This is a genomic window from Pseudomonas sp. B21-021, from assembly GCF_024749205.1.
In the GTDB taxonomy this organism is placed as follows: Bacteria; Pseudomonadota; Gammaproteobacteria; order Pseudomonadales; family Pseudomonadaceae; genus Aquipseudomonas; species Aquipseudomonas paraglycinae.
Window position 1 is genome coordinate 1,731,449 of the sequence record NZ_CP087192.1, and the last position, 25,741, is coordinate 1,757,189.

Sequence of the window (25,741 nt, forward strand, 5' to 3'; positions counted from 1 at the left end):
GCGGTGCGCCGCGATCAAGTGCGTTCGCCACGCTGACAGGTACCGGTTCATACAAAGGCAAGGAAGAAACGATGGCAGTCATAAACGGAACAAGCGGCGCGGATACGCTGAACGGTACTTCGGGTGATGATGAGATCAACGGTCTGGCGGGTAATGATCTCATCAGGGGCAGTGCCGGAGCTGACAAGATCGATGGTGGTGATGGAAACGCCGATACCGTCGATTACTCGGCGTCCTCAGCGGCGGTCAATGTAAACCTTGCAGGTCTTGCCAGTACCGGCGGCGATGCCCAGGGCGATACCCTGACCAATATCGAGAAGGTTATCGGTAGCGCATTCAACGACACGTTCACGGCGCAGAAGGGCACGTTCACCTTTGAAGGCGGCGCCGGTAATGACGTCTACATCCTCGACAATGGCGGTACGGTGATCGAGCAGGCAGGTGGTGGCGACGACGAGGTGCGTTCCAGCTTCGGCCAGATCTACCTGAGCGCGAACGTCGAGCGTCTGACCTATACCGGCACCGGGGCATTCGTCGGCTGGGGCAATGCCAGCGACAACATTATTACCGGTGGTGTCGGTAACGATCTGTTCTATGGAGGCGCGGGCGCCGATCAATTTATCGGTGGCGCCGGCATCGATACCGCCAGCTACGGCGACAGTACTGTCGGCGTCAGCATCAACCTGAAAACCGGTGTCAACAGCGGCATCGCGGCGGGCGATACCTACACCGGCATTGAACGAATCCTCGGCTCGAGCGGCAACGATACCTTTGTCGCCGATAGCCGGGTGTTTGCTTTTGACGGCGGCGCCGGTACGGCTGACGTGGTGGATTATTCGACGTCTGCCGAGGCGATCAATGTCGAACTCGTAACCAATGGTACCGGCCGTGCCGGCATCGGTGGTGATGCTCAGGGCGACACCTTGACCGGCATCGAGAAGGTGATCGGCACCGCGTTCAACGACACGTTCAATGTGGCGGGCGGTACCGTGGTCCTGCAAGGCGGTGCGGGTGACGATGTCTACATCATCAACGACACCGTTGTCAGCACGGTGATCGAGCAGGCTGGAGGCGGAAATGACGAAGTCCGTACCAATTATGCAATTCAATACCTGTCGGCCAACGTCGAACGACTGACTTACACCGGAACCGCCAGTTTTTCCGGATTTGGCAACGCCAGCGATAACATCATCACGGGCGGCATCGGCAACGATATTTTCCAGGGCGGCGCCGGCGCGGACCAATTCATCGGTGGTGCGGGCAGAGACACCGTGGACTACACCGACAGCACCGTGGGTGTAACGCTCAACTTCAAGACCGGGGTCAATTCCGGGATCGCAGCGGGGGATACCTACACCGACATCGAGGTGATCAAGGGATCGAGCGTCAATGACATCTTTGTTGCCGACAGCCGGGTGTTTGCTTTTGACGGTAGTGGCGGAGCGGCTGACGTGGTGGATTACTCGACGTCTGCCGAGGCGATCAATGTCGAACTCGTAGCCAGTGGCACCAGTCGTGCCGGCATCGGTGGTGATGCTCAGGGCGATACCTTGACCAGCATCGAGAAGGTGATTGGCACGGCCTTCAACGACACGTTCAACGTCGCGGGCGCGACCGTGACCGTCGAAGGCGGTGCAGGTGACGATGTTTACATCATCAACGGTACGCGGGTCGCCACGGTGATCGAGCAGGCTGGCGGCGGAAATGACGAGGTCCGTACCAATTATGAAGTTCAATACCTGTCGGCCAACGTCGAACGACTGACCTATACCGGAACCGTCAACTTTTCCGGATTTGGCAACGCCAGCGATAACATCATCACGGGCGGCATCGGTAACGATATTTTCCAGGGCGGCGCTGGCGCGGACCAATTCATCGGTGGTGCGGGCAGAGACACCGTGGACTACACCGACAGCACCGTGGGTGTAACGCTCAACTTCAAGACCGGGGTCAATTCCGGGATTGCAGCGGGGGATACCTACACCGACATCGAGGTGATCAAGGGATCGAGCGTCAATGACATCTTTGTTGCCGACAGCCGGGTGTTTGCTTTTGACGGTAGTGACGGGCTGGCAGATGCGGTGGATTATTCAACGTCTGCTGAAGCGATCAACATCGAACTCGTAGCCAGTGGCACCGGCCGTGCCGGCATCGGTGGAGATGCTCAGGGCGACACCTTGACCAACATCGAGAAGGTGATCGGCACAGCGTTCAACGACACGTTCTATGTCGCGGGCGGGACCATGACCCTGGAAGGCGGTGCGGGTGACGATGTTTATTACATCAATGGCACCAATGTCAGCGAGGTGATCGAGAAGGTCGACGGTGGCATTGACGAGGTGCGTACGACATTCGGACAGCAAAGTCTGAGGGCTAACGTCGAAATTCTGACGTATACCGGTACTGGCGCCTTCACGGGCTACGGCAATGCGATCGACAACATCATCACCGGCGGTTCCGGCAACGACACGCTCTATGGCGGTGCCGGTGCCGACCGGTTCATCGGTGGAGCCGGATTCGACACGGTCGGCTACACCGACACCACCATCGGCGTGACCATCAACCTGAAAACCGGGATCCACTCCGGGATTGCAGCCGGTGATACCTACGTCAGCATCGAGGGATTGAGCGGCACGATAGCCGATGACATTTTCATCGCTGACAGCGCAGCCATGGCCTTTGACGGGTTGGCGGGCATGGACATGGTCAGCTACGAGCAATCCGATAGCGCTGTCACCATTGATTTGAAAACCAAGGTCAATGCGGGTGATGCGGCCGGTGATACCTACACCGGAATCGAGTTTTTCCAGGGCAGCAGCTTCAACGACACCCTGTCCGGAACCGCATTCGGTGACAACTTCATCGGTGGCTCCGGTGCGGACCTGATCGATGGGCGTGAAGGGCATGACACCGCCTGGTACATCAACAGCAATGCCGCTGTGAACATCAATCTGCAGACCAACATCAACGAAGGCGCCGATGCTCAAGGTGATGTGCTACTCAATATCGAGCGAGTGATCGGCAGCCAATTCAACGATACGTTGACCGGAAGTTCGGCCGTCGATTTTCTTGAGGGCAACACCGGTAACGACGTGATTTATGGCGGCGACGGTGCCGACTTCATTTATGGAGGCCTGGTTTCCGTGGCCGGGCCGTTAGCCAGTTCGGCACCCAATGCAGGAGCTCAGGCTGACACGCTCTACGGCGGCAATGGCAACGACACGATTCTCACCGCGGCCAACGACACCGGCAGCCGTGCGTATGGCGAAGCGGGCGATGACACCATCACCGTGTTTCATGGCATGGCCGACGGTGGTGAAGGCAATGACAATCTGATACTGAAGTCCGGCGGTTCGGCCTTCGGTGGTGAAGGTGACGATACCTACACAATCGACACTTCGGCATTGGTCACCCTTCAGGACAATGGCACCAGCCGTGGCGACAAGATTGTGCTGTCGTACATTCGCGCTTCGGAACTGCAAGTCGACCGTGTCGGCGATGACCTCTATCTGCACCGTTACAGCGTTTCAGCCGGTCAGACGCCAGACGAGGGCGTGCGCCTGAAGGACTGGTTTGCCGGTTCCGACACCATCGAGCAGATCGTGACAGCCGATAAGCAGACCATCAATCTGCCGGCTAACAGTGATGCGTTCGCGATGTTTGGCTGACCACTGAATCGCACACCTGCAATCGCAATGCGGCTGCAGGTGTGCACTCGGCAGCTGAGGGATCAAACCGGTTTTCAACCACGCAAGGAAGTAGCAGATGTCAGTGATTTATGGAACGAGTGAAGCCGACCTCATGAGCGGCAGTGAAGGCAATGACGAACTCTACGGACTGGAGTCGGATGATCAGATCTGGGGGACCGCGGGGTCCGATCTGCTGGATGGCGGAGAAGGGTTCGATTCGGTGAGTTATCAGGTGATGCCGCAAGGCGTCAGCGTCGATTTCCGCGAGGGACTGGCCACTGTCTCCAAGGCGGGCGGCTCCGTCGATACCCTGGTTGGCATCGAAAAAGTCATCGGCAGCGCCCACGGTGACACCCTCGCCAGTTCGATCGCCGGCGTCACGCTGGCAGGCGATAACGGCGATGATGTGTACATCGTCGGCAGCGAAGGCGTGTCGATTATCGAAGACGAGTACGGCGGTTATGACGAATTGCGCACCAGCGTCAACATCCAGAAGATGGACCCGTTCCTCGACAAGATGACATTCACTGGCACCGGCGACTTCAAGGGTTACGGCAATGCCGGGGCGAACGTGATTATCGCAGGTGCCGGCAATGACATTCTGTGGGGCGGTGACGGTGGCGATCAGTTCTTTGGCGGTGAAGGATTCGACACCGTCAGCTACACCGACAGCCTTGAAGGCGTCAGTATCGAACTCTCCAGCATTTGGGGCGCCACCGGCATTGCATGGGGCGATACCTACTCGAGCATCGAGGCCGTGCAGGGTTCGAACTTCAACGATGTGATCTTCGCGGGCGCAAGCACGATGGTCATGGACGGTGCCGATGGCTTTGACGCCGTCGATTACAGCCCTTCCAACGATGCGGTCAGCATCGAGTTTCGTGATGGCAAGGGCTTCGGTTCCGGCGGTTACGCCGAAGGCGACACCTTTATCAATGTGGAAAAGGTTGTCGGAACGAACCTGGACGATCACTTCACCGCCAACTCCGGTGGCGTGACCTTCGAAGGTGGCTGGGGCAGCGACGTCTACACGATCAACAGCGAGGGTGTGACCATCATCGAGTCAGACTCAGGCATGGGCTATGACGAGCTGTACACCAGCCTGTCGGTCATGAAAATGGACCCGTTCATCGAGAAAATGACCTACACCGGCACGGCCGATTTCACCGGTTATGGCAACGATTCCGACAACCACATCTTCGGCGGCAGCGGCAATGACCTGTTCTACGGTGGCGCCGGACGGGATGTCTTCATCGGTGGCGCGGGAACGGACATCGTCAGCTATGACGACAGCGATACGGGTGTGGTGGTCAACCTGTGGAGGATTGGCCAGAACGGTACAGCTGAAGGGGACATGTATTACGACGTCGAAGGTCTGCAAGGCAGTCGTTTCAACGATGTGATGGATGCCGGCCGCGAGGACGCGATCCTGGAAGGTGGCAACGGCGACGATGTGATCAATGGCAACGATGGCAACGATCACCTCTACGGCGGACTGAAATCAGGTCTCGATGGAGATGCCGCGCAGGCCGACACGCTGTCTGGCGGCTCGGGCGATGATGTTATCGTCAGCGCCGTGAATGACCTGGGTACAGTGGCCCACGGTGATCAGGGCAGTGACACCATCACGGTCCACGACGGCAGTGCCTTTGGTGATGACGGTTATGACGTGCTCACCGGCACCGGCAATAGCTATCTGTTGTCCGGTGGCAGCGGCAACGACGTGCTGAACCTCAATCTCCCGGGGCAATCGGGCACTGGCGGCATCGCACTGGGCGGTATGGGTGACGATACCTACATCGTGAAGACCACCGGGCTGGTATCGATTCAGGACGAGGGCTGGGATATCAATGACACCCTGATCCTGAACACCATTGCCAATATCAGCCAGTTGAACGTCACCCGCATCGGTGATGACGCCTATCTGCATGGCGCCAACGACGGCAGCGTCGGCGTTCCCGACAGCGGCGTGAAACTGCAAGGCTGGTACGCCGAGTCTGCCGGGTATCCCGGGTATGCCGGGTACAACAAAATCGAGCATCTGCAGACCGCTGACGGTCAGGTCTACGACCTGCCGGCCACGATCGATGGGTTCGCGATGTTTGGCTGATCCGCCCGATTGATTGAAGTAGCTTGATGAAGGGATGAGTCCGGCAACGGATTCATCCCTTTTTTCATGCCTGCATTTCCTCGCCGACGCGGTGCTGGCGGAGCTGGCGCGTTTCCTGCAAGTCCCCCTCAAATCGCCATAAAACGAGCGCTCGCGGTCATTCACCTGCGCCCGGACTGGCAAAGGTTCAGCCGCAAAGGCCTGCAGCAGCGAGGCCGAGCCCTGTGACGTAGAAGAGGGGAGACGATGAAGGCAGTTATTTTGGCGGGTGGCCTCGGCACGCGCATCAGTGAAGAGTCGCACCTCAAGCCCAAGCCAATGATCGAGATCGGCGGCAAGCCAATTCTCTGGCACATCATGAAGCAGTATTCCGCCCACGGAATCCACGACTTCGTGATCTGCCTCGGCTACAAGGGCTACGCGATCAAGGACTTCTTCGCCAACTACTTCCTGCACACCTCCGACGTCACGTTCGACATGCGCAACAACCGCATGGACGTGCACCAGAACTACAGCGAGCCGTGGAGCGTCACCCTGATCGACACCGGCGAGGAAACCATGACCGGTGGCCGTCTGCTGCGTGCCGGCCGTTACCTCAAGGATGAAGAGGCGTTCTGCTTCACCTACGGCGACGGCGTCTCCGACATCAACATTGCGCAACTCGTTGACTACCACAAGGGTCACGGCCGTCTGGCGACCGTCACCGCCGTGCAGCCGCCGGGCCGCTACGGCGCCCTTGAGCGCCATGGCGATCAGGTCCTCGGCTTCACCGAAAAACCGCGCGGCGACGGCGGCTGGATCAATGGCGGCTTCTTCGTGCTGTCGCCAAAAGTCCTGTCGTACATCGCCGGTGACGAAACCACCTGGGAAGCGGAGCCCCTGGCTCAGTTGGCCCAGGACGAACAACTCAAAGCCTTCGAACACGAAGGTTTCTGGCATCCAATGGATACCCTGCGCGACAAGAACCATCTCGAAGCACTGTGGCAGAGCGGGGAGGCCCCATGGAAGCAATGGGCCTGAGTCCTGAGTTCTGGCGCGGCAAGCGGGTTCTGGTCACCGGTCACACCGGTTTCAAGGGCAGCTGGCTGACCCTGTGGCTGCAAAGCCTCGGCGCGCAAGTCAGCGGTTTTTCCCTCGATCCGTCGACCGAGCCGAGCCTGTTCGAACTGGCGCGCGTGAGCGAAGGCATCAACGATCAGCGTGGCGACCTGCGTGACCTCGGCGCCTTGCTTGAGATCATCGCTGACACCGAGCCGGAGATCGTCCTGCACTTGGCAGCCCAGCCGCTGGTGCGCGAAGGCTATCGCGATCCGCTCGGCACTTATTCCAGCAACGTCATGGGCACCCTCAATCTGCTCGAAGCGATTCGTCAGGTCGGTTGCGTGCGGGCCTGCGTGCTGGTGACCACCGACAAGGTCTACGCCAACAAGGAATGGCTGTGGCCGTACCGTGAGGACGAAGCCCTCGGTGGCCACGATCCTTACAGCAGCAGCAAGGCGTGCTGCGAGTTGCTGGCGCAGTCTTATGCGGCATCGTTCTTCCCGGCCGACAAGTACGCCGAGCACGGTCTGGCCCTGGCCACCGCGCGCGCCGGCAACGTGTTGGGCGGCGGTGATTTCGCCCCTGAACGACTGATTCCCGATGTCCTGAAAGCCTGGTCGGCCGACGAGCCGGTGACCCTGCGTTACCCGCAAGCCGTGCGCCCGTGGCAACACGCGCTGGAGCCGCTGGCCGGCTACCTGCAACTGGCCGCCGGGCTCTACGAACAAGGCCCGGAATACGCCGGGGCGTGGAACTTCGGCCCGGGTGAAGCGGACATGTGCAGCGTCGGCGAAGTGGTCGAACTGCTCGCCAACCGCTGGCCACAGGCCCGTGGCCTGCGCCTCGAAAAGAGTGACCTGCACGAAGCTGGTCTGCTGCGCCTGGACAGCAGCCGCGCCCGTCAGGTGTTGGGCTGGCAGCCGCGCTGGTCGTTGCAGCAATGCCTGACCCAGACCCTCGACTGGCACCTGGCGTGGCAGAACGGCGACGACATGCGCACCGTGACCCTCGGCCAACTTAACCTGTACCGGGGCGCGTTGTGAGCGAGTTTTCCTTGAAACCGTTGCCGCTGGCCGGGTTGTTCAGCGTCCAGCACAAACGCTTCGAAGACCAGCGCGGGCACTTCGCCCGACTGTTCTGCGAAGGCAGTTTGAAGGCGTTCGGCAGTGAATTTCACATTCGTCAGATCAACCATTCCTGCACCCGCGAAAAGGGCAGCGTGCGTGGCCTGCATTATCAGAATGCCAACGCGCCGGAAGCCAAGTTGATCACCTGCCTGCGCGGTGAAGTGTGGGACGTGGCGGTAGACCTGCGCCCGGATTCCGAAACCTTCCTGCACTGGCACGCCGAGCACCTGAAGGCCGGTGACGGTCGCAGCCTGCTGATTCCGGCCGGCTTCGCTCATGGTTTCCAGACCCTCACCGAAGACGCCGAACTGCTTTACCTGCACAGCGCCGATTACGCGCCGGAGCACGAGGGCGGTCTGTCGGTGAACGATCCACGGCTGGCGATCGCCTGGCCGTTGCCTGTCAATAATTTGTCAGCGCGTGATTCCAGCCATCCCGCGCTCGATCAACACTTTGCTGGAGTGCGTCTATGAACTGCCGTGGGTGCGCCGCACCGCTGAGCCTGCCGCTGATCGACCTCGGCACCTCGCCACCGTCCAACGCCTATGTGCATGCCGATCGGCTGGAGCAGGCCGAACAATGGGTGCCGCTGAAGGTCGCCGTGTGCCAGGAGTGCTGGCTGGTGCAGACCGAGGATTACACCTCTGCCGACAGCCTGTTCGATGCCGAATACGCTTACTTCAGTTCGTTCTCCAGCACCTGGCTGGCCCACGCCGAGCGTTATGTGGCCGAGATGGTCGAGCGCTTCGGCCTGACCGCCGACAGTCGGGTGGTGGAAGTCGCGGCCAACGACGGCTACCTGCTGCAATACGTGGCCGGTCGCGGCATCCAGTGCCTGGGCGTCGAGCCGACCCGCAGCACCGCGCAGGCGGCACGGGAAAAAGGCCTGGAGATCCGTGAACTGTTCTTCGGTCGCGACACCGCCGCCCAGCTGAAAAGCGAAGGCTGGGCCGCCGACCTGATGGCCGCCAACAACGTGCTCGCTCACGTGCCGGACATCAACGATTTCCTCGGTGGTTTCGCCACGCTGCTCAAGTCGACCGGCGTCGCCACCTTCGAATTCCCGCAACTGCTGACGCTGATGGCGGGCGCGCAGTTCGACACGCTGTATCACGAACACTATTCGTACCTGTCCCTGACTGCCGTGCAGACGCTGTGCGAACGCAACGGCCTGGAAGTGTTCGACGTCAGCCAGCTGACCACCCACGGCGGATCGCTGCGGGTGTTCGTCCAGCGCAAGGATGGCGAACGCCGCGCCGTGCAGCCGGCCGTGCAACAGCAGTTGCAGGCCGAGCTCGACGCCGGGGTGAAAACCACCGGGTACTACGCGACGCTGGCGCCGGCTGCCGAACGCATCAAGCATGACCTGCTGCGTTTCCTGTTGCAGGCCAAGGCCGATGGCAAGCGTGTGGTCGGTTACGGCGCCGCTGCCAAAGGCAATACCTTGCTCAACTACGCCGGTGTCAAACCGGATCTGCTGGCCTGGGTCGCCGATGCCAACCCGCACAAGCAGGGCAAGTTCATGCCGGGCAGCCGCATCCCGATTGTCGCGCCGGCGCAGATCGATATCGAGAAGCCGGATTACGTGCTGGTGCTGCCATGGAACCTGCTGCACGAAGTCAGTCAGCAACTGGCCCAGGTGCGTCAGTGGGACGGACGCTTCGTGATCGCCGTGCCTGAGTTGAGCGTGCTGTGAAGGTTCTGGTCACCGGGGCCACGGGTTTCGTCGGTCGGCATCTGGTCGCAGCGTTGCTGGCCCGTGGCTGCACGGTGCGGGCGGTTGCGCGCGACGCGCAGAAAGCCGCGGACATGCCGTGGATCAATGACGTCGAGTTCGTGAGCGCGGATATTCACGCGACGGATCTGGATGTCGCGGCGCTGACCGATTGCGTCGATGCACTCGCGCACCTGGCCTGGCCGGGGTTGCCAAACTATCGGGCGCTGTTCCATTTCGAGCACAACCTGATGGCCGACTATCGCTTCATCAAAGGCGCGGTAGAGGCGGGCGTGAAGCAGGTGCTGGTGACCGGCACCTGCTTCGAATACGGCATGCAGAGCGGCCCGCTGAGCGAACAGAACGACGCGCAGCCGGCCAATCCTTACGGTCTGGCCAAACACACCCTGCACCTGTTTTTGCAGAATCTGCAGCAGGAGCATTCGTTCACCCTGCAATGGGCACGGCTGTTCTACCTGCACGGCGCCGGGCAGAACCCCAACAGTCTGTTGGCGGCGCTGGACCGGGCAATCGATGCCGGCGATGCGACGTTCAACATGTCGGCCGGTGAACAGCTGCGGGACTTCCTGGCGATTGAAACGGCCACCGCGTACCTCGCCGCGATCCTGCACAAACGCGATTTCGACGGCACGATCAACTGCGCCAGCGGCCAGCCGGTTTCGGTGCGGGCGCTGGTCGAACAGCGCGTGCGTGAGCGCGGCGCGACCATCGGCCTGAACCTCGGCCATTACCCGTATCCGACCCACGAACCGCTGGCGTTCTGGGCGGTGACCGAGCGCTTGCAACAGTTATTGGGAGAGCCGCAATGAGGCACGAGTTGTATCGGGTCACCGACCTGCCGGTGCTGCAGAACCGCACCTTTGCCGATCCCGAATCGGCGAAGGCATCGGCCAGCGCCGACATGTTGCTGGTGCAGGATGAGCGCAGCGGTCTGATCTTCAATGCGGCGTTCGACGCCGACAAGCTCAGCTACGACGCCGACTACCAGAACGAACAGGCGCATTCCGGCCAGTTCCAGAAGCACCTGGGCGATGTCGAAGGCATCATTGCCCGGCACTTCAAGGGTCAGGAACTGATCGAAGTCGGCTGCGGCAAAGGCTATTTCCTGGAGCTGCTCAAAGGTCTGGGCTACCGCATCACTGGCATTGATCCGGCCTACGAAGGCGAGAACACCGACGTGATCAAGGCCCCGTTCACCCGAGGCCTGGGCCTTGAGGCGGACGCCATCGTGTTGCGTCATGTGCTGGAACATATTCAGGATCCGCTGAGCTTTCTGGCGGTGATCGCCGAAGCCAATCAGGGCGGCGGGCAGATCTACATCGAAGTGCCGTGCTTCGACTGGATCCTCGAACACCGCGCCTGGTTCGACCTGTTCTACGAGCACGTCAATTACTTCCGCCTCGATGACCTGCGCCGGATGTTCGGCACCGTGCACGAGGCCGGTCACCTGTTCGGCGGCCAGTACCTGTACATCGTCGCTGACCTCGCCACGTTGCGCCTGACCCCGGAACAACCGGTGCCACGCCTGGCCTTGCCGGACGATTTCACCGCCAGCCTCGAGCGCGCGGTGCAGATCATCCAGGGCGCACCCGAGCAGGGTTCGGCGATCTGGGGCGCCTCGTCCAAAGGCGTGATCTATTCGCTGTTCCTGCAACGCGCCGGTGTGGCGGTGGATCGCGTGGTCGATATCAACCCGGCCAAGCAGGGGCGTTACCTGCCCCTGAGTGGCGCCCGGGTGTCCTCGCCGCAAGAGGCGATGGACGCCTTGCCCGAGGGCGCCAACCTGTTTGTGATGAATTCCAATTACCTCGAAGAGATCAAGCGGATGACCGGTGGACGTTACGTCTATCACGCCGTCGACAGCGCTTCGTTCCAGTGACCCTTGAGATTTTGAAAATGACCGACAACAGCATCAACAAAGCTTTTGAAGCCGAATGCCGCGAGCAGATCGCCCAGCAGGGTGACGACCAGAAACTGACGGGCCTGGCCCGCGATTTCTTCAACGAATCGGCCAAGCACAAGTACAGCTACCACTTCTCGTGGATGGGCCGTCCGATCATCCAGCTGCCGCAAGACATGATGGCCATGCAGGAAATCATCTGGCAGGTGAAGCCGGATCTGGTCATCGAGTGCGGCATCGCCCACGGCGGTTCGATCATCTACTACGCCTCCCTGCTGGAACTGCAAGGTCACGGTGAAGTGCTGGGCATCGATCTGGACATTCGTCCGCACAACCGTGAAGCCATCGAAAGCCACCCGATGAGCAAGCGCATCAAGATGATCGAAGGATCGAGCATCGACCCGGCCATCGCTGCCCAGGTCCGCGCGGCTGCCGAAGGCAAGAAAGTCATTCTGGTGCTCGATTCCAACCACACCCACGACCACGTACTCGAAGAGCTGCGCCTCTACGCGCCACTGGTTTCGGTCGACAGCTACTGCGTGGTGATGGACACCGTGGTTGAAGACATGCCGGCCGATTTCTTCCCGGATCGTCCATGGGGTCCGGGCGACAACCCGAAGACCGCCGTGTGGAAATACCTGGAAGAGAACAAGGATTTCGAGATCGACGTTCAGCTGCAGAACAAGCTGCTGATCACCGTGGCGCCGGACGGCTATCTGCGTCGCGTTCGTTAATTCGCAACATCACCAAAGCGTTGTCTCGGCGAGTCGCCGGTTGTGGAGAGAAGTTATGCAAGGCAAGTACAGTTCTGAACTGACGCTACCGCTCAACGAGTTGTTGACCGTAGTGCTGATTACGCACAATCGTCCGGCGTTCCTGCGTCGGGCGGTGAAGTATTACAGCAGCTTGCCCTGCAAAATCATGGTGCTGGACTCCACGGCCGAACGCCCTGAAGGTGACTTTTCCGCGGTCGACTATCACCACGTGCCGCAGTTCGCCTACTGGGGCATGCAGGCCAAACTGGCCTATGGCGTGGAGCAACTGACCACGCCGTATATGGTGCTGGCGGCCGACGACGACTTCATCCTGCACGATTCGCTGACCGAGTCGGTGGGCTTCCTCCAGGCAAATCCCGACTACGGCATGTGCCACGGCTACTGCCTGATGTACCTGTCGATGGCCGGTGATGTGAGCTACTACCGCCGTGACAAGAAAGTCATGGAAGACTACTCGTCCGAGAAGGCTCAGGATCGGGTCATCGATTACATGAGTCAGTACATCCCGCCGTTCTACGCGGTGACCCGTACCGACCTGATGAAGACCTGGCATTCGGCACTGCCGCCAGGCACCAGTTTCCAATGGCAGGAAATCGGCCACGTGTACTTCCTGCTGGCCAGTGCCAAGGCGCGTATCCTGCCGATTCCTTACGTGGTGCGCGAGATCAACTACGGCAACTCCGAGCACAGCACCGAGGTTTACCACTCGCTGACGTACGCCGACGCGAAGTCGGTGGCCGAGCGTGAAGCCTTTGCTGAATTCCTCGCCGGGTTGCCTACTGCGATCCAGGGCCTGGATGCAGAACAGAGCAAAGCGTTTGCCCTGCAAAGTTTCGAAGCCATGGTCGACAGCCTGCAAAGCGGTCGGGCGCTGACGGCGGAACTGATTGTCCAGTCCACCTGGAATCAGGTGCTCAAGGTGCCGGATCGTCGTTTCGGGCCGTTGCAATACGTCGAAATGCCGTTCTATAACCAGGCATTCTTCGATCGTCTGGCGCAGTTCGAATTCATGCTGCACGCGATGCCCGCCGGCCGAGTTCAATTGCAGGGGCTCGAAGGGGTGTGGACGCGTCAGGCGCATCTGCTCCAGGCGCGCAATAACGACACGCAGGACAGTGTGCTCGAGCGTCTGTGGCAGGCCCACGACCTCAATGCCTTCAACCGTACCGTGAACAAGCGTCTGGTGGCGCAACTGGAATTGTCGGGAGAAGACGAAGAAGCGCAAAAAGTGCGTGACTGGATTGCACGGCTCGATGCGCTGACGGTGGAAGATCACCATCGCACGTTCGACGCCATGCAGTCCGGCCGGCTGCTCAAGTGGCTGGATTCGCGTCAACCGCAAGCCGGACAGGTCGAGGCGATTGCCGAGCATCTGGCCGTCAACGGTGGCGGTCAGCAGTTCGGTATTTTCCTGCTGGATCTGGACAACGATATCGACAAGCTGCAAGTCAGCCTCGACAGCTTGCTCGAAGGCCAGTGCAAGACGTTCAGGATCGTTGTGTTCACCACCGGTGAAGCACCGGCGGCCACCACCGCACAGAACACCCTGCATTTTGTCCGCGTGACGCCGGGCAACCTGATCGACAAACTTAACCAGAGCGCCAGTCAGTCGCCATCCGACTGGGTGCTTCTGGCGCAAGCCGGGGACGAGTTCACCGCCAGCGGCCTGTTGCGTGCCAGCCTGGAGCTGATGAACGCCGGTGATTGCCGAGCGGTGTCCACCGACGAAATCCAGCGCGCGGAAAACGGTGCGCTGGTGGACGTGTTCCGTCCGGGCTTCAATCTGGATCTGCTCCTGAGCCTGCCAGCGATGATGGCGCGTCATTGGTTGATTCGTCGCGACGCGCTGGTCGAGGCCGGTGGTTATTCGGCGGACTACAGCAAGGCACTGGAATTCGATCTGCTGCTGCGCATCATCGAGCAGGATGGCCTCAACAGCCTGGCCCACCTTGATGAGCCGCTGCTGATCACTCAGGCACCGGTGCTTGAAGAGAACGCTCACGAGCGTCTGGCACTGTTGCGTCACCTGGGCAATCGTGGCTACAAGGCCAAGGTCACTTCATCCGTGCCGGGCATTTACCAGATCGACTACCACCACAGCGATCGTCCTCTGGTGTCGATCATCGTGCCGGCAGGCGACGATCTGCCGGCCCTGCAACGTTGCCTGGAAGGCGTGCAGTTGCGCACCCGCTATCAAAAATACGAAATCCTGGTCGCCACCACTGGCGCTCAGTCAGCGCAAGTCAACGACTGGCTCGGCACCTATCAGCATCCGAAAGTCCGGGTGCTGCGCGTTGATCAGCCGCTGAGCGCGCCGGCGTTGTACAACGCGGCCAGCCAGCAGGCGCTGGGTGAGTATCTGGTATTGCTCGCGGCCGACGCAGAAGTGGTCAACCCGAACTGGCTCGACTCGTTGCTCAACCACGCTCTGCGTCCGGAAGTCGGCGTAGTCGGCCCGAAACTGGTCGACCGCGACGGCAAGATCAGCCAGGCCGGTCTGATTCTCGGCATGAACGATGGGGTTGGCTCGGCATTCGTCGGCGAAAAACACGACGCCCAGGGTTACCTGTACCGGTTGTCCGTGGATCAGAACTACTCGGCGGTTTCTAATGTGTGCCTGATGGTGCGCAAAGAACTGTTTGATGCTTTGGGCGGTCTGGACGAGAACACATTCACCGAAGGCTTCAGCGATGTCGATCTGTGCCTGAAAGCCGGCCAGGCCGGCTACCTGACCGTCTGGACGCCATCGGTGCAAGTCATCCATCAGGGCGATATCGCCCAGGCTGATCAGGCACTGGCTGCGTTGCAGGAAAAATGGGCGGCGGCGTTCGCCCGGGATCAGGCGTACAACGCGAACCTGAGCCTGACTGGCAAAGGCTTTGTGCTGAACGACAGCGCTTCGCTGAATTGGGCGCAGTTGATCGCCTGAAGCTGGCGTAAAGGGAACAGGACTCAAGACATGTTCAACGGTAAATCGATTTTCATCTCCGGCGGCACCGGCTCGTTCGGGCGCAAATTCATCGCGCGCCTGCTCGAGCAATACCAGCCCAAGCGAGTGGTGGTGTTCTCCCGGGATGAGCTCAAGCAATACGAAATGCAGCAGACGTTCAACGCGCCGTGCATGCGTTACTTCCTCGGTGACGTGCGCGACGCCGATCGTCTGCGTCAGGCCATGCGCGGCATCGATTACGTGGTGCACGCCGCGGCGTTGAAGCAGGTGCCGGCGGCGGAATACAACCCGACTGAATGCATCCGCACCAACGTCAACGGCGCGGAAAACATCATCGCCGCCGCCATCGACAACGGGGTGAAGAAAGTCGTTGCGCTGTCCACCGACAAGGCCGCGAGCCCGATCAACCTGTACGGCGCCACCAAGTTGCTGTCGGACAAGTTGTTCGTCGCGGCCAACAACATTGCCGGCGAACAGCAGACGCGTTTCGCCGTGGTGCGCTACGGCAACGTCGCCGGTTCACGCGGGTCAGTGGTGCCGTTTTTCAGCAAACTGATCGCCGATGGCGCGGCGGAGCTACCGATCACTGACGAGCGCATGACCCGCTTCTGGATCACCCTCGATCACGGCGTGCAGTTCGTGCTCGACAGCTTTGCGCGGATGCACGGCGGCGAAGTGTTCGTGCCGAAGATCCCGTCGATCCGTGTGGTCGATCTGGCTCGCGGCATGGCCGAGCATCTGCCGCACAAGAACGTCGGCATCCGTCCGGGCGAGAAACTGCACGAGCTGATGGTGCCGCTGGACGATGCGCGGATGACCCTGGAATTTGCCGATCACTACACCATCCAGCCGTCGATCCGTTTCACCAGCGTCGACGTGGATTTTGCCGAGGACAAACTCGGTGAGCGTGGTGTGCCGGTCGGCGAAGATTTCGAGTACCGCTCCGACACCAACCCGCACTTCCTCTCGGTGGGGCAGATCGCCGAGCTGCACGCGAAGCTCTCGGTATGATTCCCTACGGTCGGCAGAGCCTCGACCAGACGGACATCGACGCGGTCGTCGAGGTGTTGCAGTCCGACTGGTTGACCCAGGGCCCGACCATCGAACGCTTCGAGCAGGCGATGGCCGAGCGTTGTCAGGCCGACTTCGCCGTGGCGGTGTGCAACGCCACGGCGGCGCTGCACATTGCCTGTCTGGCGGCGGGGCTCGGCGCGGGTGACCGTTTGTGGACCACGCCGAACACCTTTCTCGCGTCGGCCAACTGCGGGCGTTATTGCGGCGCTGACGTGGACTTCGTGGACATCGATCCGCTGACCTGGAACCTTGATGCCGAAGTTCTGGCGAGCAAACTCGATGCTGCCGAGCGCGACGGCACGCTGCCCAAAGTGCTGGTGGCGGTGGCGTTCTCCGGGCAGAGCTGCGACATGCGGCGCATTGCCGAACTGGCCGAGCGCTACAACTTCACGGTGATCGAAGACGCTTCCCACGCGGTCGGCGCAAGCTATGCCGGGCGTCCGGTGGGCTGCGGTGAATTTGCCGCGATGACCGTGTTCAGCTTCCATCCGGTGAAGATCATCACCAGCGGCGAAGGCGGCATGGTGCTGACCAATCGCCCGGAACTGGCCGAGCGTCTGCAACGCCTGCGCAGCCACGGCATGACCCGCGATCCGCAGCAGATGACCGAGCCCAGCCACGGCCCGTGGTACTACCAGCAGGTCGAGCTGGGTTTCAATTACCGGATTACCGATCTGCAAGCCGCGCTGGGCCTGTCGCAGTTGGGCAAACTGGACGAGTTCATCGCCCGTCGCCGGGCGCTGGCCGCGCGTTACCAGCGCTTGCTGGCGTACTTGCCGGTGACTGTGCCGAGCCTCCAGCCGGAGGCCGAATCGGCCTGGCATCTTTATGTGGTGCGTTTGCAGACCGAGCGCATCAGCCTCAGCCACCGTCAGGTGTTCGAAGGCTTGCGTGCCGCCGGTATCGGCGTGAACCTGCACTACATTCCGGTGCATTTGCAGCCGTACTATCGTGACCTGGGTTTCGCCGAGGGTGACTTCCCCGAAGCCGAGCGTTATTACGCCGAAGCGATCAGCCTGCCGCTGTTCCCGTTGCTGAGCGATCAGCAGCAGGACTACGTGGTCGAGCAATTGCGTCGGTTGACCGAATGATTGCCGCCGCGGCGGTGGATGGAAAACGGTAATGCGTGATCTGAGCGAGCAGGAACAATTCTGGCAGGGCGAATTCGGCAACCAGTACGTTGACCGTAACGTCGGCGAGCCACTGGTGGCGGCCAATCTGGCGTTGTTCGCCAAGGCGCTGACCCGGGCCGGGCGAATCGACAGCCTGCTTGAGTTGGGCACCAACGCCGGCAACAACTTGCAGGCGCTGCGTCAGCTGCTGCCGCGCTGCGAGCTGTTCGGGGTCGAGATCAATGCCAGTGCCTGCGCCCAGGCCCGAGCGCTGGAAATTGCGAATATCTGGCACGGTTCGCTGTTCGACTTTCACCGTGAACGCCAATACGACCTGACCCTGAGCAAAGGTGTGCTGATCCATCTGGCGCCGGAGCTATTGGCGACGGCGTATGCACAGTTGTATGAGTTGAGTTCGCGCTACATCCTGATCGCCGAGTACTACAATCCCTCGCCGGTGGAAGTGTCCTATCGCGGCAACAGCGGCAAGCTGTTCAAGCGTGATTTTGCCGGGGAAATGCTTGACCGTTATCCTGATCTGCAACTGCTGGACTACGGCTTCGGTTATCACCGCGATCCGCAGTTTCCGGTCGACGACATCACCTGGTTCCTGCTGGAAAAACGTCCTTGAACAACGTCGCAATCATCCCGGCCCGCGGGGGCAGCAAACGCATCCCGCGCAAGAATCTCAAGCCGTTCGACGGTGTGCCGATGATTGTCCGTTCGATTCGCACGGCCCTCGATTCAGGGTTGTTCGAGCAGGTGGTGGTCAGCACCGACGACGCAGAGATTGCCGACGTGGCGCGGGCCAGCGGTGCTCACGTGCCGTTCATGCGTCCGGCTGAGCTGGCCGATGATTTCACCGGCACTGCGGCGGTGATCGCGCATGCCCTGCAGCAACTGCCGGCCTTCGAATACGCCTGCTGTGTGTACGCTACGGCGCCGCTGTTGCAGGCGCGCTTTCTGCGTCAGGGCTTTGAGTTGCTGGCGCAGCATCCGGACAAGTCCTTTGCATTTTCAGTCACCGATTTCGGCTTTCCGGTGCAGCGCGCCTTGACCCTCGACGGGCAGGGCGCGCTGACAGCGTTGTACCCCGAATTTCGCAACACCCGTTCGCAGGATCTGCCGGCTGCCTTTCAGGATGCCGGCCAGTTCTATTGGGGGCGCCGCGAGGCCTGGCTGGGTGGCGAGGTGCTGTATTCGCCGGCGAGTCTGCCGGTGATCCTGCCCCGGTATCTGGTGCAGGACATCGATACCGTCGAAGACTGGAAGCGCGCCGAGTACCTTTACGCCGCCCTCAGGGCTGGCGGGGAATTGCAATGAGAGTGCTGATCCGCGCCGACGCGTCGCCGACCATCGGCAGCGGCCACATCGCCCGTTGCCTGACACTGGCGCGAGTGCTGCGCACGCAAGGCAGCCATGTCGCGTTCGCCTGCCGTCGTCTGCCGGGGCATCGGCTCGATGCGTTGCAGGCCGAAGGCTTCGAGACCTTCGCGTTGCCGGATCGCTATGCCGGTGAAGACCCGGAGCAGGCCATCGAATCGATGCTGCCGTGGCAGGCGGATATCGATGCGCTGGCGGCGCAGCTGGAAGGGCAGCCCGGATTGGACTGGGTGATCGCCGACCATTACGGCCTCGACCATCACTGGCAAACCGCTGCCCGTCGCTTCGCACCACGGATTGCCGCGGTCGACGATCTGGCGACCCGGCGCTACAGCGTGGATCTGCTGCTCAATCAGAACCTCTCCGGGCTCAGCGAAAACTATCAGCCGCTGTTGCCGGCCGGTTGCCGAACGCTGCTCGGTCCGCGCTTCGCCATGTTGCGTGAAGAGTTCAGTGGCCCGGCCATCGAGATCAAACCGGTGGCGCGCCGGGTGCTGGTGAATTTCGGCGGTTTCGATGCGGCGCGCCAGACTCATCACGCGATGCTGGCGCTGGCGGATATTTCGGCGCTTGAAGTGGATTTTGTCGCCGGTGCCGACAACCCGGCCTGGACAGAGATGCAGGCGCTGGCCGAAACGCGGCCGCACTGGCGCCTGCACAGTTTCGTCAGCGATTTTCATCGGCGCATGACCGAGGCCGACCTGTTTATCGGCGCCGGCGGCGGCACCAGTTGGGAGCGCGCGGCCCTGGGCCTGCCGACGATCTGCATCGCGGTGTCGAACAACCAGCAGGCCAACGGCGAGGTGATGGCGGCGGCCGGCGCGCATGTGTTCATGGGCGCGCGGGAGCAGGTCAGCGTCGAGCAACTGCGCGCTGCCATCGGCTTTGTCGTGGGCAATTTTTATCTACGCCAGAGCCTGGCCGAGCGTTCGCGGCAACTGGTCGACGGACGCGGTGCGCTGCGGGTGGCGACGGCACTGGCCGGCGCGGTGCTCAAGTTGCGTCTGGCGACGCCGGATGACGCGCAGTTGTTGTTCGACGGGCGCAATGCCGAGGCGGTGCGCCGCTGGTCGCTGGACAGCGGGGCGATCGATTGGTCGCAGCACGTTAACTGGCTGGACGCGAGTCTGCGCAATCCTCAGCGGCTGCTGCTGGTGGCCGAGGCGGATGATGGCCCGGTCGGCGTCCTGCGCTACGATTTGCGCGGCTTTGAGGCGGAAGTTTCGCTATATCTGTTCGAGGGGCGTTTCGGTCTCGGCTGGGGCAGGGCGCTGCTGGCGCAGGGTGAGGCCTTTGTGGCTGCGCACTGGCCGCAAATGACCGCCATCACCGCCCAGGTGTTGCCGGCCAATCGGCCCTCGATGAATGTTTTTCGTGACGCCGGGTTCACCCAGAGTGCCTGCGCGTTCACCAAGGTTTTGAAGGAATCCCGTCAATGAGCAGTTTCAATATCGGCAACCGCCAGATCGGTGCCGATGCGCCGCCGTTCATCATCGCTGAAATGAGCGGCAACCATAACCAGTCACTGGACGTCGCCTTGCAGATTGTCGAAGCGGCGGCCAAGGCCGGCGCGCATGCCTTGAAACTGCAAACCTACACCGCCGAAACCATGACCCTGGATCTGGCGGAGGGCGAATTTTTCATCAAGGATCCGAACAGTCTGTGGGCCGGTACCTCGCTCTACGACCTGTATGAAAGGGCCCACACGCCCTGGGAATGGCATGCGCCGATCTTCGCCCGGGCCAGGGAATTGGGCATGCTCGCGTTTTCGACACCGTTCGACGACAGCGCCGTGGACTTCCTTGAAAGCCTCGATGTGCCGGCCTACAAGATCGCCAGTTTCGAGAACACTGATCTGCCGTTGATTCGCCGTGTCGCGGCGACCGGCAAACCGTTGATCATTTCCACCGGCATGGCCAGCATCGCCGAACTCGACGAAACCGTGCGCGCTGCCCGTGAGGCAGGCTGCAAGGATCTGGTGCTGCTTAAATGCACCAGCACCTACCCGGCGACCCCGATCAACAGCAACGTGCGCACGATTCCGCATCTGCGTGAGCTGTTCGGTTGTGAGGTCGGTCTGTCCGATCATTCGATGGGTGTCGGTGTGTCGGTGGCGGCGGTGGCTCTGGGCGCGACGGTGGTGGAAAAACACTTCACCCTCGACCGTTCAGCCGGTGGGGTGGACGCCAGTTTCTCGCTGGAACCGGCGGAACTGGCCAGTCTGGTGATCGAGACCGAGCGTGCCTGGCAGGCCATGGGCCAGGTCCATTACGGCGTGACCGAGGCTGAGCAGAAGTCGCTGGTTTACCGTCGGTCGCTGTACGTCACGGCGGATATGGCGGCCGGTGAACCCTTCACGGCGGCCAATGTGCGCGCCATTCGTCCCGGTCTCGGTCTGCCGCCCAAGCACACCGATGCCGTCCTCGGGCGCCGTGCGCGCCAGCCGATTAAACGCGGTACGCCGCTGGACTGGTCATTGGTCGAATGACCCGATCTGGCACCGATTCGGCAAAATAGCGTGACCTGCGAGTCATAACGCGCATCTTCACTGTATTGTAATGACCGGGGAGATGGCGCCTGGCCCGTTTTCGGTTCCAGTGATAGCCCTTTGCGCTCCCCGTGGCTGCCCGTTGTGGCGGCCGTTTTCTGTTTGTCGGCGCCCCTCGAATCCTTGCGAGCGGTGGTATTGGGCTGTTTATTATTGGGAAGCCGTAATGATTGGCATAAAAAGCATTGCGAGCTACGTTCCTGTAGCCGGCGTGGACAATTACGCACAAGGTGCAAAATTCGAGAAGGATGAAGAATTCATCCTCGGCAAGATCGGTTCGGCCTTCCTCCCACGCAAAGACGCGGAACAGGAAACCTCCGATCTGTGCGTTGAAGCGGCCAATGCGCTGTTTGCCAACAACCCTGAACTGAAACGTGAATCCATCGATGCGCTGATCGTCGTCACCCAGAACGGTGACGAGGAAGGCCTGCCGCACACCGCAGCCATCGTCCAGGACAAGCTCGGGCTGCCGACCAATGTCGCGGCGTTCGATATTTCCCTGGGCTGCTCCGGCTACGTCTACGGCATCTACGCGATCAAAGGCTTCATGGAAGCCGCCGGTTTGAAAAACGGCCTGCTGATCACCGCTGACCCGTATTCGAAAATCGTTGATCCGGAAGATCGCAACACCACCATGCTGTTCGGCGATGCCGCTACTGCCACCTGGATGGGCGAAGACCCGGTCTGGGCGCTGGGCAAGGCCAAGTTCGGTACTGACGGCTCCGGCGCACCGCACTTGAAAGTGACCGATGGCGTGTTCTTCATGAACGGCCGCCAAGTGTTCAACTTCGCTCTGCTCAAAGTCCCGGCGCACTTGCATGAACTGCTCGACGATTCCGGCCTGAAGGCCGATGACATCGATGCCTTCTGCATCCACCAGGGCAGTGCGGCGATTGTCGACGCCGTGGCGCGACGTTTCGAAGGCGAGCCGGAGAAGTTCATCAAGGACATGGTCGAGACCGGTAACACCGTGTCGTCCAGTGTGCCGTTGCTGCTGGAAAAACACGTGATGGATTCCGACTGGAGTCGCATCGCGATCAGTGGTTTCGGCGTCGGTTTGTCATGGGGTTCGGCGATTATTTATCGTCCTTGAGTCCGGTACGAACGACGAATACAAAAACAGCGTTCAAGGGGTAACCTTGAACGCTGTTTTTTTGCCTGAAGGGAGCGCAAGGCACCATGAGTGAGTTTTTCCAAGCTAACGCTGAAGTCTTCGAGCGACGCTGGCCGACGCTGTTCGCACGATTGCTGAACGAAGACAGTTCGGCAATCGAGGCCGAGCTGACGCAAGGGCTGGGCTCGACGCTGAGCATTGGCGGCATTCAGCTCACCAGCCGGCATGACCGTGTCCGCGAAGCGCAAATACAGGCCGCCAGCCTGCCAACGGACAAGCCGCAACTGCATGTCTACGGCACCGGCCTCGGGGATTTGCCCACGGTGTTGCTGGAGCGCGCCGGGCTTGAACGCTTGTATGTGCACATCCTCAATGGCGCGCTGTTCACCCTGGTGTTGCAACTGCTCGATCAGCGTGAGTGGCTGCAGGATCCGCGAGTTGAATTGCTCTACGCCGGCGACCTGCCCGACATCTGCACGCCGTTCTTTGCATTGCCTGCCGAAATGCTGCTGGCCGATGACTTCAACGCAAAGATTCGTGATCGACTGGTCAGCGAAGTGCACCTGAGCTTCAACAATCGCGAGTTCGATCCGCAGTCACCGTTCATTCAGCAGCGCCTGCAGGACTGCCTGCCCGTGTTGCTCGCCGACGATGATGTGGCGACGCTGTTCGGCACCTGCACCGGTCGGGAGATTTATGTGATCGGCACCGGGCCGACGCTGGAGCAGCACTTCGAGCGCCTGGCGGCGATTCGCGAGCGGTCCGGGCGTCCGTTGTTCATTTGTGTCGATACCGCTTACCGGCCACTGCGCGAGCACGGGATCGTGCCCGACTATGTGGTGAGCATCGATCAGCGAATCAGCTTCCGGCACTTGCCTTTCGAGGAGTCCGACGGCATCCCGCTGGTGTACCTGCCCATGAGTGATCCCGAGGTGCTGAGGGCCTGGAAGGGCAAACGTTATGGCGGTTACTCGGCCAGTCCGGTCTATGCGGCATTGCGTGAACAGCACCCGAGGGCGCTGCTGCATGTGGGCGGCAGCGTGATTCATCCGGCCGTGGACCTGGCGGTGAAGATGGGCGCTGCACGGATCACGCTGTTCGGCGCCGATTTTGCCTTCCCGATGAACAAGACCCATGCCGGCTGGAATGACGGTGACCTGGGGCCGTCGGTGAATCAGGCGCGGCACTGGGTGCGTGATGGCCATGGCCAGCGCGTCAGTACCCAGCTCAATTTTCGCGGTTATCTGTGCGTGCTGGAGCGATACATCGCCAGTCAGCCGCAGGTGGCGTTTTTCAACAGCAGCCGCGCGGGCGCGCAGATTGCCGGTACAGCGTTCAATCAGGAGTTCGTGCAATGACTGCGCTGCAAAGCTGGGTAGACGAATGCCAACAGTGCGCCGGGCTGTTTCGGTTGGGACGTGATGTCGAGGCCGCGTTGACCATGGTCGATGTGTTCGAGGGCGCGCAGCAGTCATTGCTGTCGGCCGGTGCGCAGAAGCAGCAGGCCTGGGCGCAGTTGCTCACGCAAATGCTCGAGTGCCAGGAGCGTCAGGACTGGTTGGGGCTTGCCGACTTCATGGAGTACGAGTTGATTCAATTGCTGGAAGAATCGTCCGCCTGACGACGGTCGAAGGCGCTGGCCCGCAGCTTTGCGCCACGGACGGTTTTATGACGTCATTTTTTAGAAGGTGAAGTGCTGCTAAGTCTTTGTTTTCTAGGGGGTGGCAGGGTGATGGCAAAATTTTTCAAAAAAGCCCTCAAGCAACCTGCAAACCCGACGATAACTATTACGAAGGTTCTCTAGGCCATACCCGGCGGTTGCCAGGGCCGGAAGCCGCAGTACCCAACCAACGAGGAATTCGTCATGGCTTTAACAGTAAACACCAACACCACGTCGTTGAACGTTCAGAAAAACCTGAACCGCGCTTCCGACGCTCTGTCGACTTCGATGCAGCGCCTGTCTTCCGGCCTGAAAATCAACAGCGCTAAAGACGACGCCGCTGGCCTGCAGATCTCCAACCGTATGTCTTCCCAGATCCGCGGTAACACCCAGGCAATCCAGAACGCCAACGACGGTATCTCCGTTGCCCAGACCGCTGAAGGCGCTCTGCAGGCTACTACCGACATTCTGCAGCGTATGCGTGAACTGGCTGTTAAAGCACGTAACGGTACCAACGGCACTGCTGACCAGACCGCTACCAACGCTGAATTCGCTCAGATGTCCGACGAGATCACCCGTATCTCGGCTTCGACCAACCTGAACGGCAAAAACCTGCTGGACGGTTCGGCTGGTACTGTGACTCTGCAAGTTGGCGCAAACACCGGTTCGGCTAACCACATCGACCTGGTACTGAGCTCCAAGTTCGACGCCGCCAGTCTGTCGGTAGGTAGCGGTACTGTTGTTCTGACCGGTGCTACTTCGGCTGCCGCCGCTTCGAACATCGACAACGCGATCACTGCAATCGACGCCGCTATCGCTGCAATCGGTGCAACTCGTGCCAGCCTGGGTGCTTCGCAAAACCGTCTGAACAGCACCATCCAGAACTTGCAGAACATCAACGAAAACACCACTGCTGCACAAGGTCGCGTACAAGATACCGACTTCGCCGCAGAGACTGCTAACCTGACCAAGCAGCAAACCCTGCAACAGGCTTCGACCTCTGTTCTGGCTCAAGCCAACCAACTGCCTTCCGCTGTACTGAAGCTGCTTCAGTAATTTCGGAATGAGTTTTAGCGGGGGAGTGCGCTTGCGTGCTCTCTCGCTTTTTACGTTATGAGGTGATGAGCATGGACATGAGCGTCAAGCTTAACGTGTCTTATCCGGCTCCCAAGCCAGCCAATACCGTTACCGACAAGCCGTCGGAAACCAAGCCTCAGACCGTTGATGCTGTTCCTGCCTCGAAAAAGAGCCAGGAAGCAGATGAAACCAAGCTGAAGCTGGCGGTGCAGGAGATCGAGAAGTTCGTTCAGTCGATCAAGCGCAATCTGGAATTCTCGATCGACGAGCATTCCGGCAAGGTCATCGTCAAGGTGATCGCGAGCGAGACGGGCGAGGTCGTACGACAGATCCCCTCCGCAGAAGCCCTCAAGCTGGCAGACAGCCTCGCCAACGCGAGTCACGTGTTGTTCGACGCCAAAGTCTGATAGCTGGCATGAATAGTGTTTGAAGTTCTTTAGACGCA

General features: G+C 60.7%; 21 protein-coding genes. All 21 read left to right on the top strand.

The features are described 5' to 3' along the window. Positions 1-71 precede the first annotated feature (71 nt). The 21 genes from LOY31_RS07760 (at position 72) to LOY31_RS07860 (ending at position 25,703) form a co-directional block, all read left to right on the top strand. Positions 72-3,668, top strand: coding sequence for a calcium-binding protein (locus LOY31_RS07760; RefSeq protein WP_258713068.1), 3,597 nt, complete (start codon positions 72-74; stop codon positions 3,666-3,668). A gap of 97 nt (positions 3,669-3,765) precedes the next feature. Beyond that, on the top strand, positions 3,766-5,799 hold the full coding sequence (locus LOY31_RS07765; protein WP_258713069.1) for a calcium-binding protein: 2,034 nt from the start codon (positions 3,766-3,768) through the stop codon (positions 5,797-5,799). A 246-nt stretch (positions 5,800-6,045) separates the two neighbouring features. After that, the gene (gene rfbF / locus LOY31_RS07770) at positions 6,046-6,819 is read left to right on the top strand and encodes a glucose-1-phosphate cytidylyltransferase (RefSeq protein ID WP_085605742.1); all 774 of its coding nucleotides are present in this window, start codon (positions 6,046-6,048) and stop codon (positions 6,817-6,819) included. Next, positions 6,801-7,883, top strand: a complete 1,083-nt coding sequence (gene rfbG / locus LOY31_RS07775; protein WP_258713070.1) for a CDP-glucose 4,6-dehydratase — start codon at positions 6,801-6,803, stop codon at positions 7,881-7,883. The genes rfbF and rfbG overlap by 19 nt, the downstream gene beginning before the upstream one ends. Beyond that, on the top strand, positions 7,880-8,440 hold the full coding sequence (rfbC, locus tag LOY31_RS07780; protein WP_007958330.1) for a dTDP-4-dehydrorhamnose 3,5-epimerase: 561 nt from the start codon (positions 7,880-7,882) through the stop codon (positions 8,438-8,440). The genes rfbG and rfbC overlap by 4 nt, the downstream gene beginning before the upstream one ends. Further along, positions 8,437-9,663: a class I SAM-dependent methyltransferase gene (locus tag LOY31_RS07785; RefSeq protein ID WP_258713071.1), complete on the top strand. Its 1,227-nt coding sequence runs from the start codon at positions 8,437-8,439 to the stop codon at positions 9,661-9,663. The genes rfbC and LOY31_RS07785 overlap by 4 nt, the downstream gene beginning before the upstream one ends. Continuing rightward, a complete protein-coding gene (locus LOY31_RS07790) occupies positions 9,660-10,511 on the top strand; it encodes an NAD(P)-dependent oxidoreductase (RefSeq protein WP_258713072.1) in 852 nt (283 codons plus the stop codon). The genes LOY31_RS07785 and LOY31_RS07790 overlap by 4 nt, the downstream gene beginning before the upstream one ends. After that, complete coding sequence (locus LOY31_RS07795) at positions 10,508-11,581, top strand: class I SAM-dependent methyltransferase (protein ID WP_258713073.1); 1,074 nt, start codon at positions 10,508-10,510, stop codon at positions 11,579-11,581. Before LOY31_RS07790 ends, LOY31_RS07795 begins: the two co-directional genes overlap by 4 nt. Positions 11,582-11,598: 17 nt before the next feature. After that, complete coding sequence (locus LOY31_RS07800; protein ID WP_007958324.1) at positions 11,599-12,336, top strand: cephalosporin hydroxylase family protein; 738 nt, start codon at positions 11,599-11,601, stop codon at positions 12,334-12,336. A 55-nt stretch (positions 12,337-12,391) separates the two neighbouring features. Beyond that, on the top strand, positions 12,392-15,307 hold the full coding sequence (locus LOY31_RS07805) for a TIGR00180 family glycosyltransferase (protein WP_258713074.1): 2,916 nt from the start codon (positions 12,392-12,394) through the stop codon (positions 15,305-15,307). Between the two features lie 30 nt (positions 15,308-15,337). After that, complete coding sequence (gene pseB, locus LOY31_RS07810; protein ID WP_258713075.1) at positions 15,338-16,339, top strand: UDP-N-acetylglucosamine 4,6-dehydratase (inverting); 1,002 nt, start codon at positions 15,338-15,340, stop codon at positions 16,337-16,339. Then, a complete protein-coding gene (gene pseC / locus LOY31_RS07815) occupies positions 16,336-17,493 on the top strand; it encodes a UDP-4-amino-4,6-dideoxy-N-acetyl-beta-L-altrosamine transaminase (protein WP_258713076.1) in 1,158 nt (385 codons plus the stop codon). Before pseB ends, pseC begins: the two co-directional genes overlap by 4 nt. Positions 17,494-17,524: 31 nt before the next feature. Then, positions 17,525-18,145, top strand: a complete 621-nt coding sequence (locus LOY31_RS07820; protein ID WP_085605760.1) for a pseudaminic acid biosynthesis-associated methylase — start codon at positions 17,525-17,527, stop codon at positions 18,143-18,145. Then, entirely contained in the window at positions 18,142-18,837 is a 696-nt protein-coding gene (pseF, locus tag LOY31_RS07825) for a pseudaminic acid cytidylyltransferase (protein WP_258713077.1), read from the top strand. The genes LOY31_RS07820 and pseF overlap by 4 nt, the downstream gene beginning before the upstream one ends. Beyond that, positions 18,834-20,336, top strand: a complete 1,503-nt coding sequence (gene pseG, locus LOY31_RS07830; RefSeq protein WP_258713078.1) for a UDP-2,4-diacetamido-2,4,6-trideoxy-beta-L-altropyranose hydrolase — start codon at positions 18,834-18,836, stop codon at positions 20,334-20,336. The genes pseF and pseG overlap by 4 nt, the downstream gene beginning before the upstream one ends. Continuing rightward, on the top strand, positions 20,333-21,385 hold the full coding sequence (gene pseI, locus LOY31_RS07835) for a pseudaminic acid synthase (RefSeq protein WP_221533343.1): 1,053 nt from the start codon (positions 20,333-20,335) through the stop codon (positions 21,383-21,385). The genes pseG and pseI overlap by 4 nt, the downstream gene beginning before the upstream one ends. A gap of 226 nt (positions 21,386-21,611) precedes the next feature. Beyond that, positions 21,612-22,538 carry a ketoacyl-ACP synthase III gene (locus LOY31_RS07840; RefSeq protein ID WP_007958310.1) on the top strand — a complete coding sequence of 309 codons (927 nt, stop codon included), beginning with the start codon at positions 21,612-21,614 and terminating at the stop codon, positions 22,536-22,538. Between the two features lie 86 nt (positions 22,539-22,624). Beyond that, positions 22,625-23,917 carry a motility associated factor glycosyltransferase family protein gene (locus LOY31_RS07845; RefSeq protein WP_085605768.1) on the top strand — a complete coding sequence of 431 codons (1,293 nt, stop codon included), beginning with the start codon at positions 22,625-22,627 and terminating at the stop codon, positions 23,915-23,917. After that, positions 23,914-24,180, top strand: coding sequence for a hypothetical protein (locus tag LOY31_RS07850; protein WP_258713079.1), 267 nt, complete (start codon positions 23,914-23,916; stop codon positions 24,178-24,180). The genes LOY31_RS07845 and LOY31_RS07850 overlap by 4 nt, the downstream gene beginning before the upstream one ends. Before the next feature lie 243 nt (positions 24,181-24,423). Further along, on the top strand, positions 24,424-25,275 hold the full coding sequence (locus LOY31_RS07855; RefSeq protein ID WP_085605772.1) for a flagellin domain-containing protein: 852 nt from the start codon (positions 24,424-24,426) through the stop codon (positions 25,273-25,275). A gap of 71 nt (positions 25,276-25,346) precedes the next feature. Next, on the top strand, positions 25,347-25,703 hold the full coding sequence (locus tag LOY31_RS07860) for a flagellar protein FlaG (RefSeq protein WP_085605774.1): 357 nt from the start codon (positions 25,347-25,349) through the stop codon (positions 25,701-25,703). Positions 25,704-25,741 lie beyond the last annotated feature (38 nt).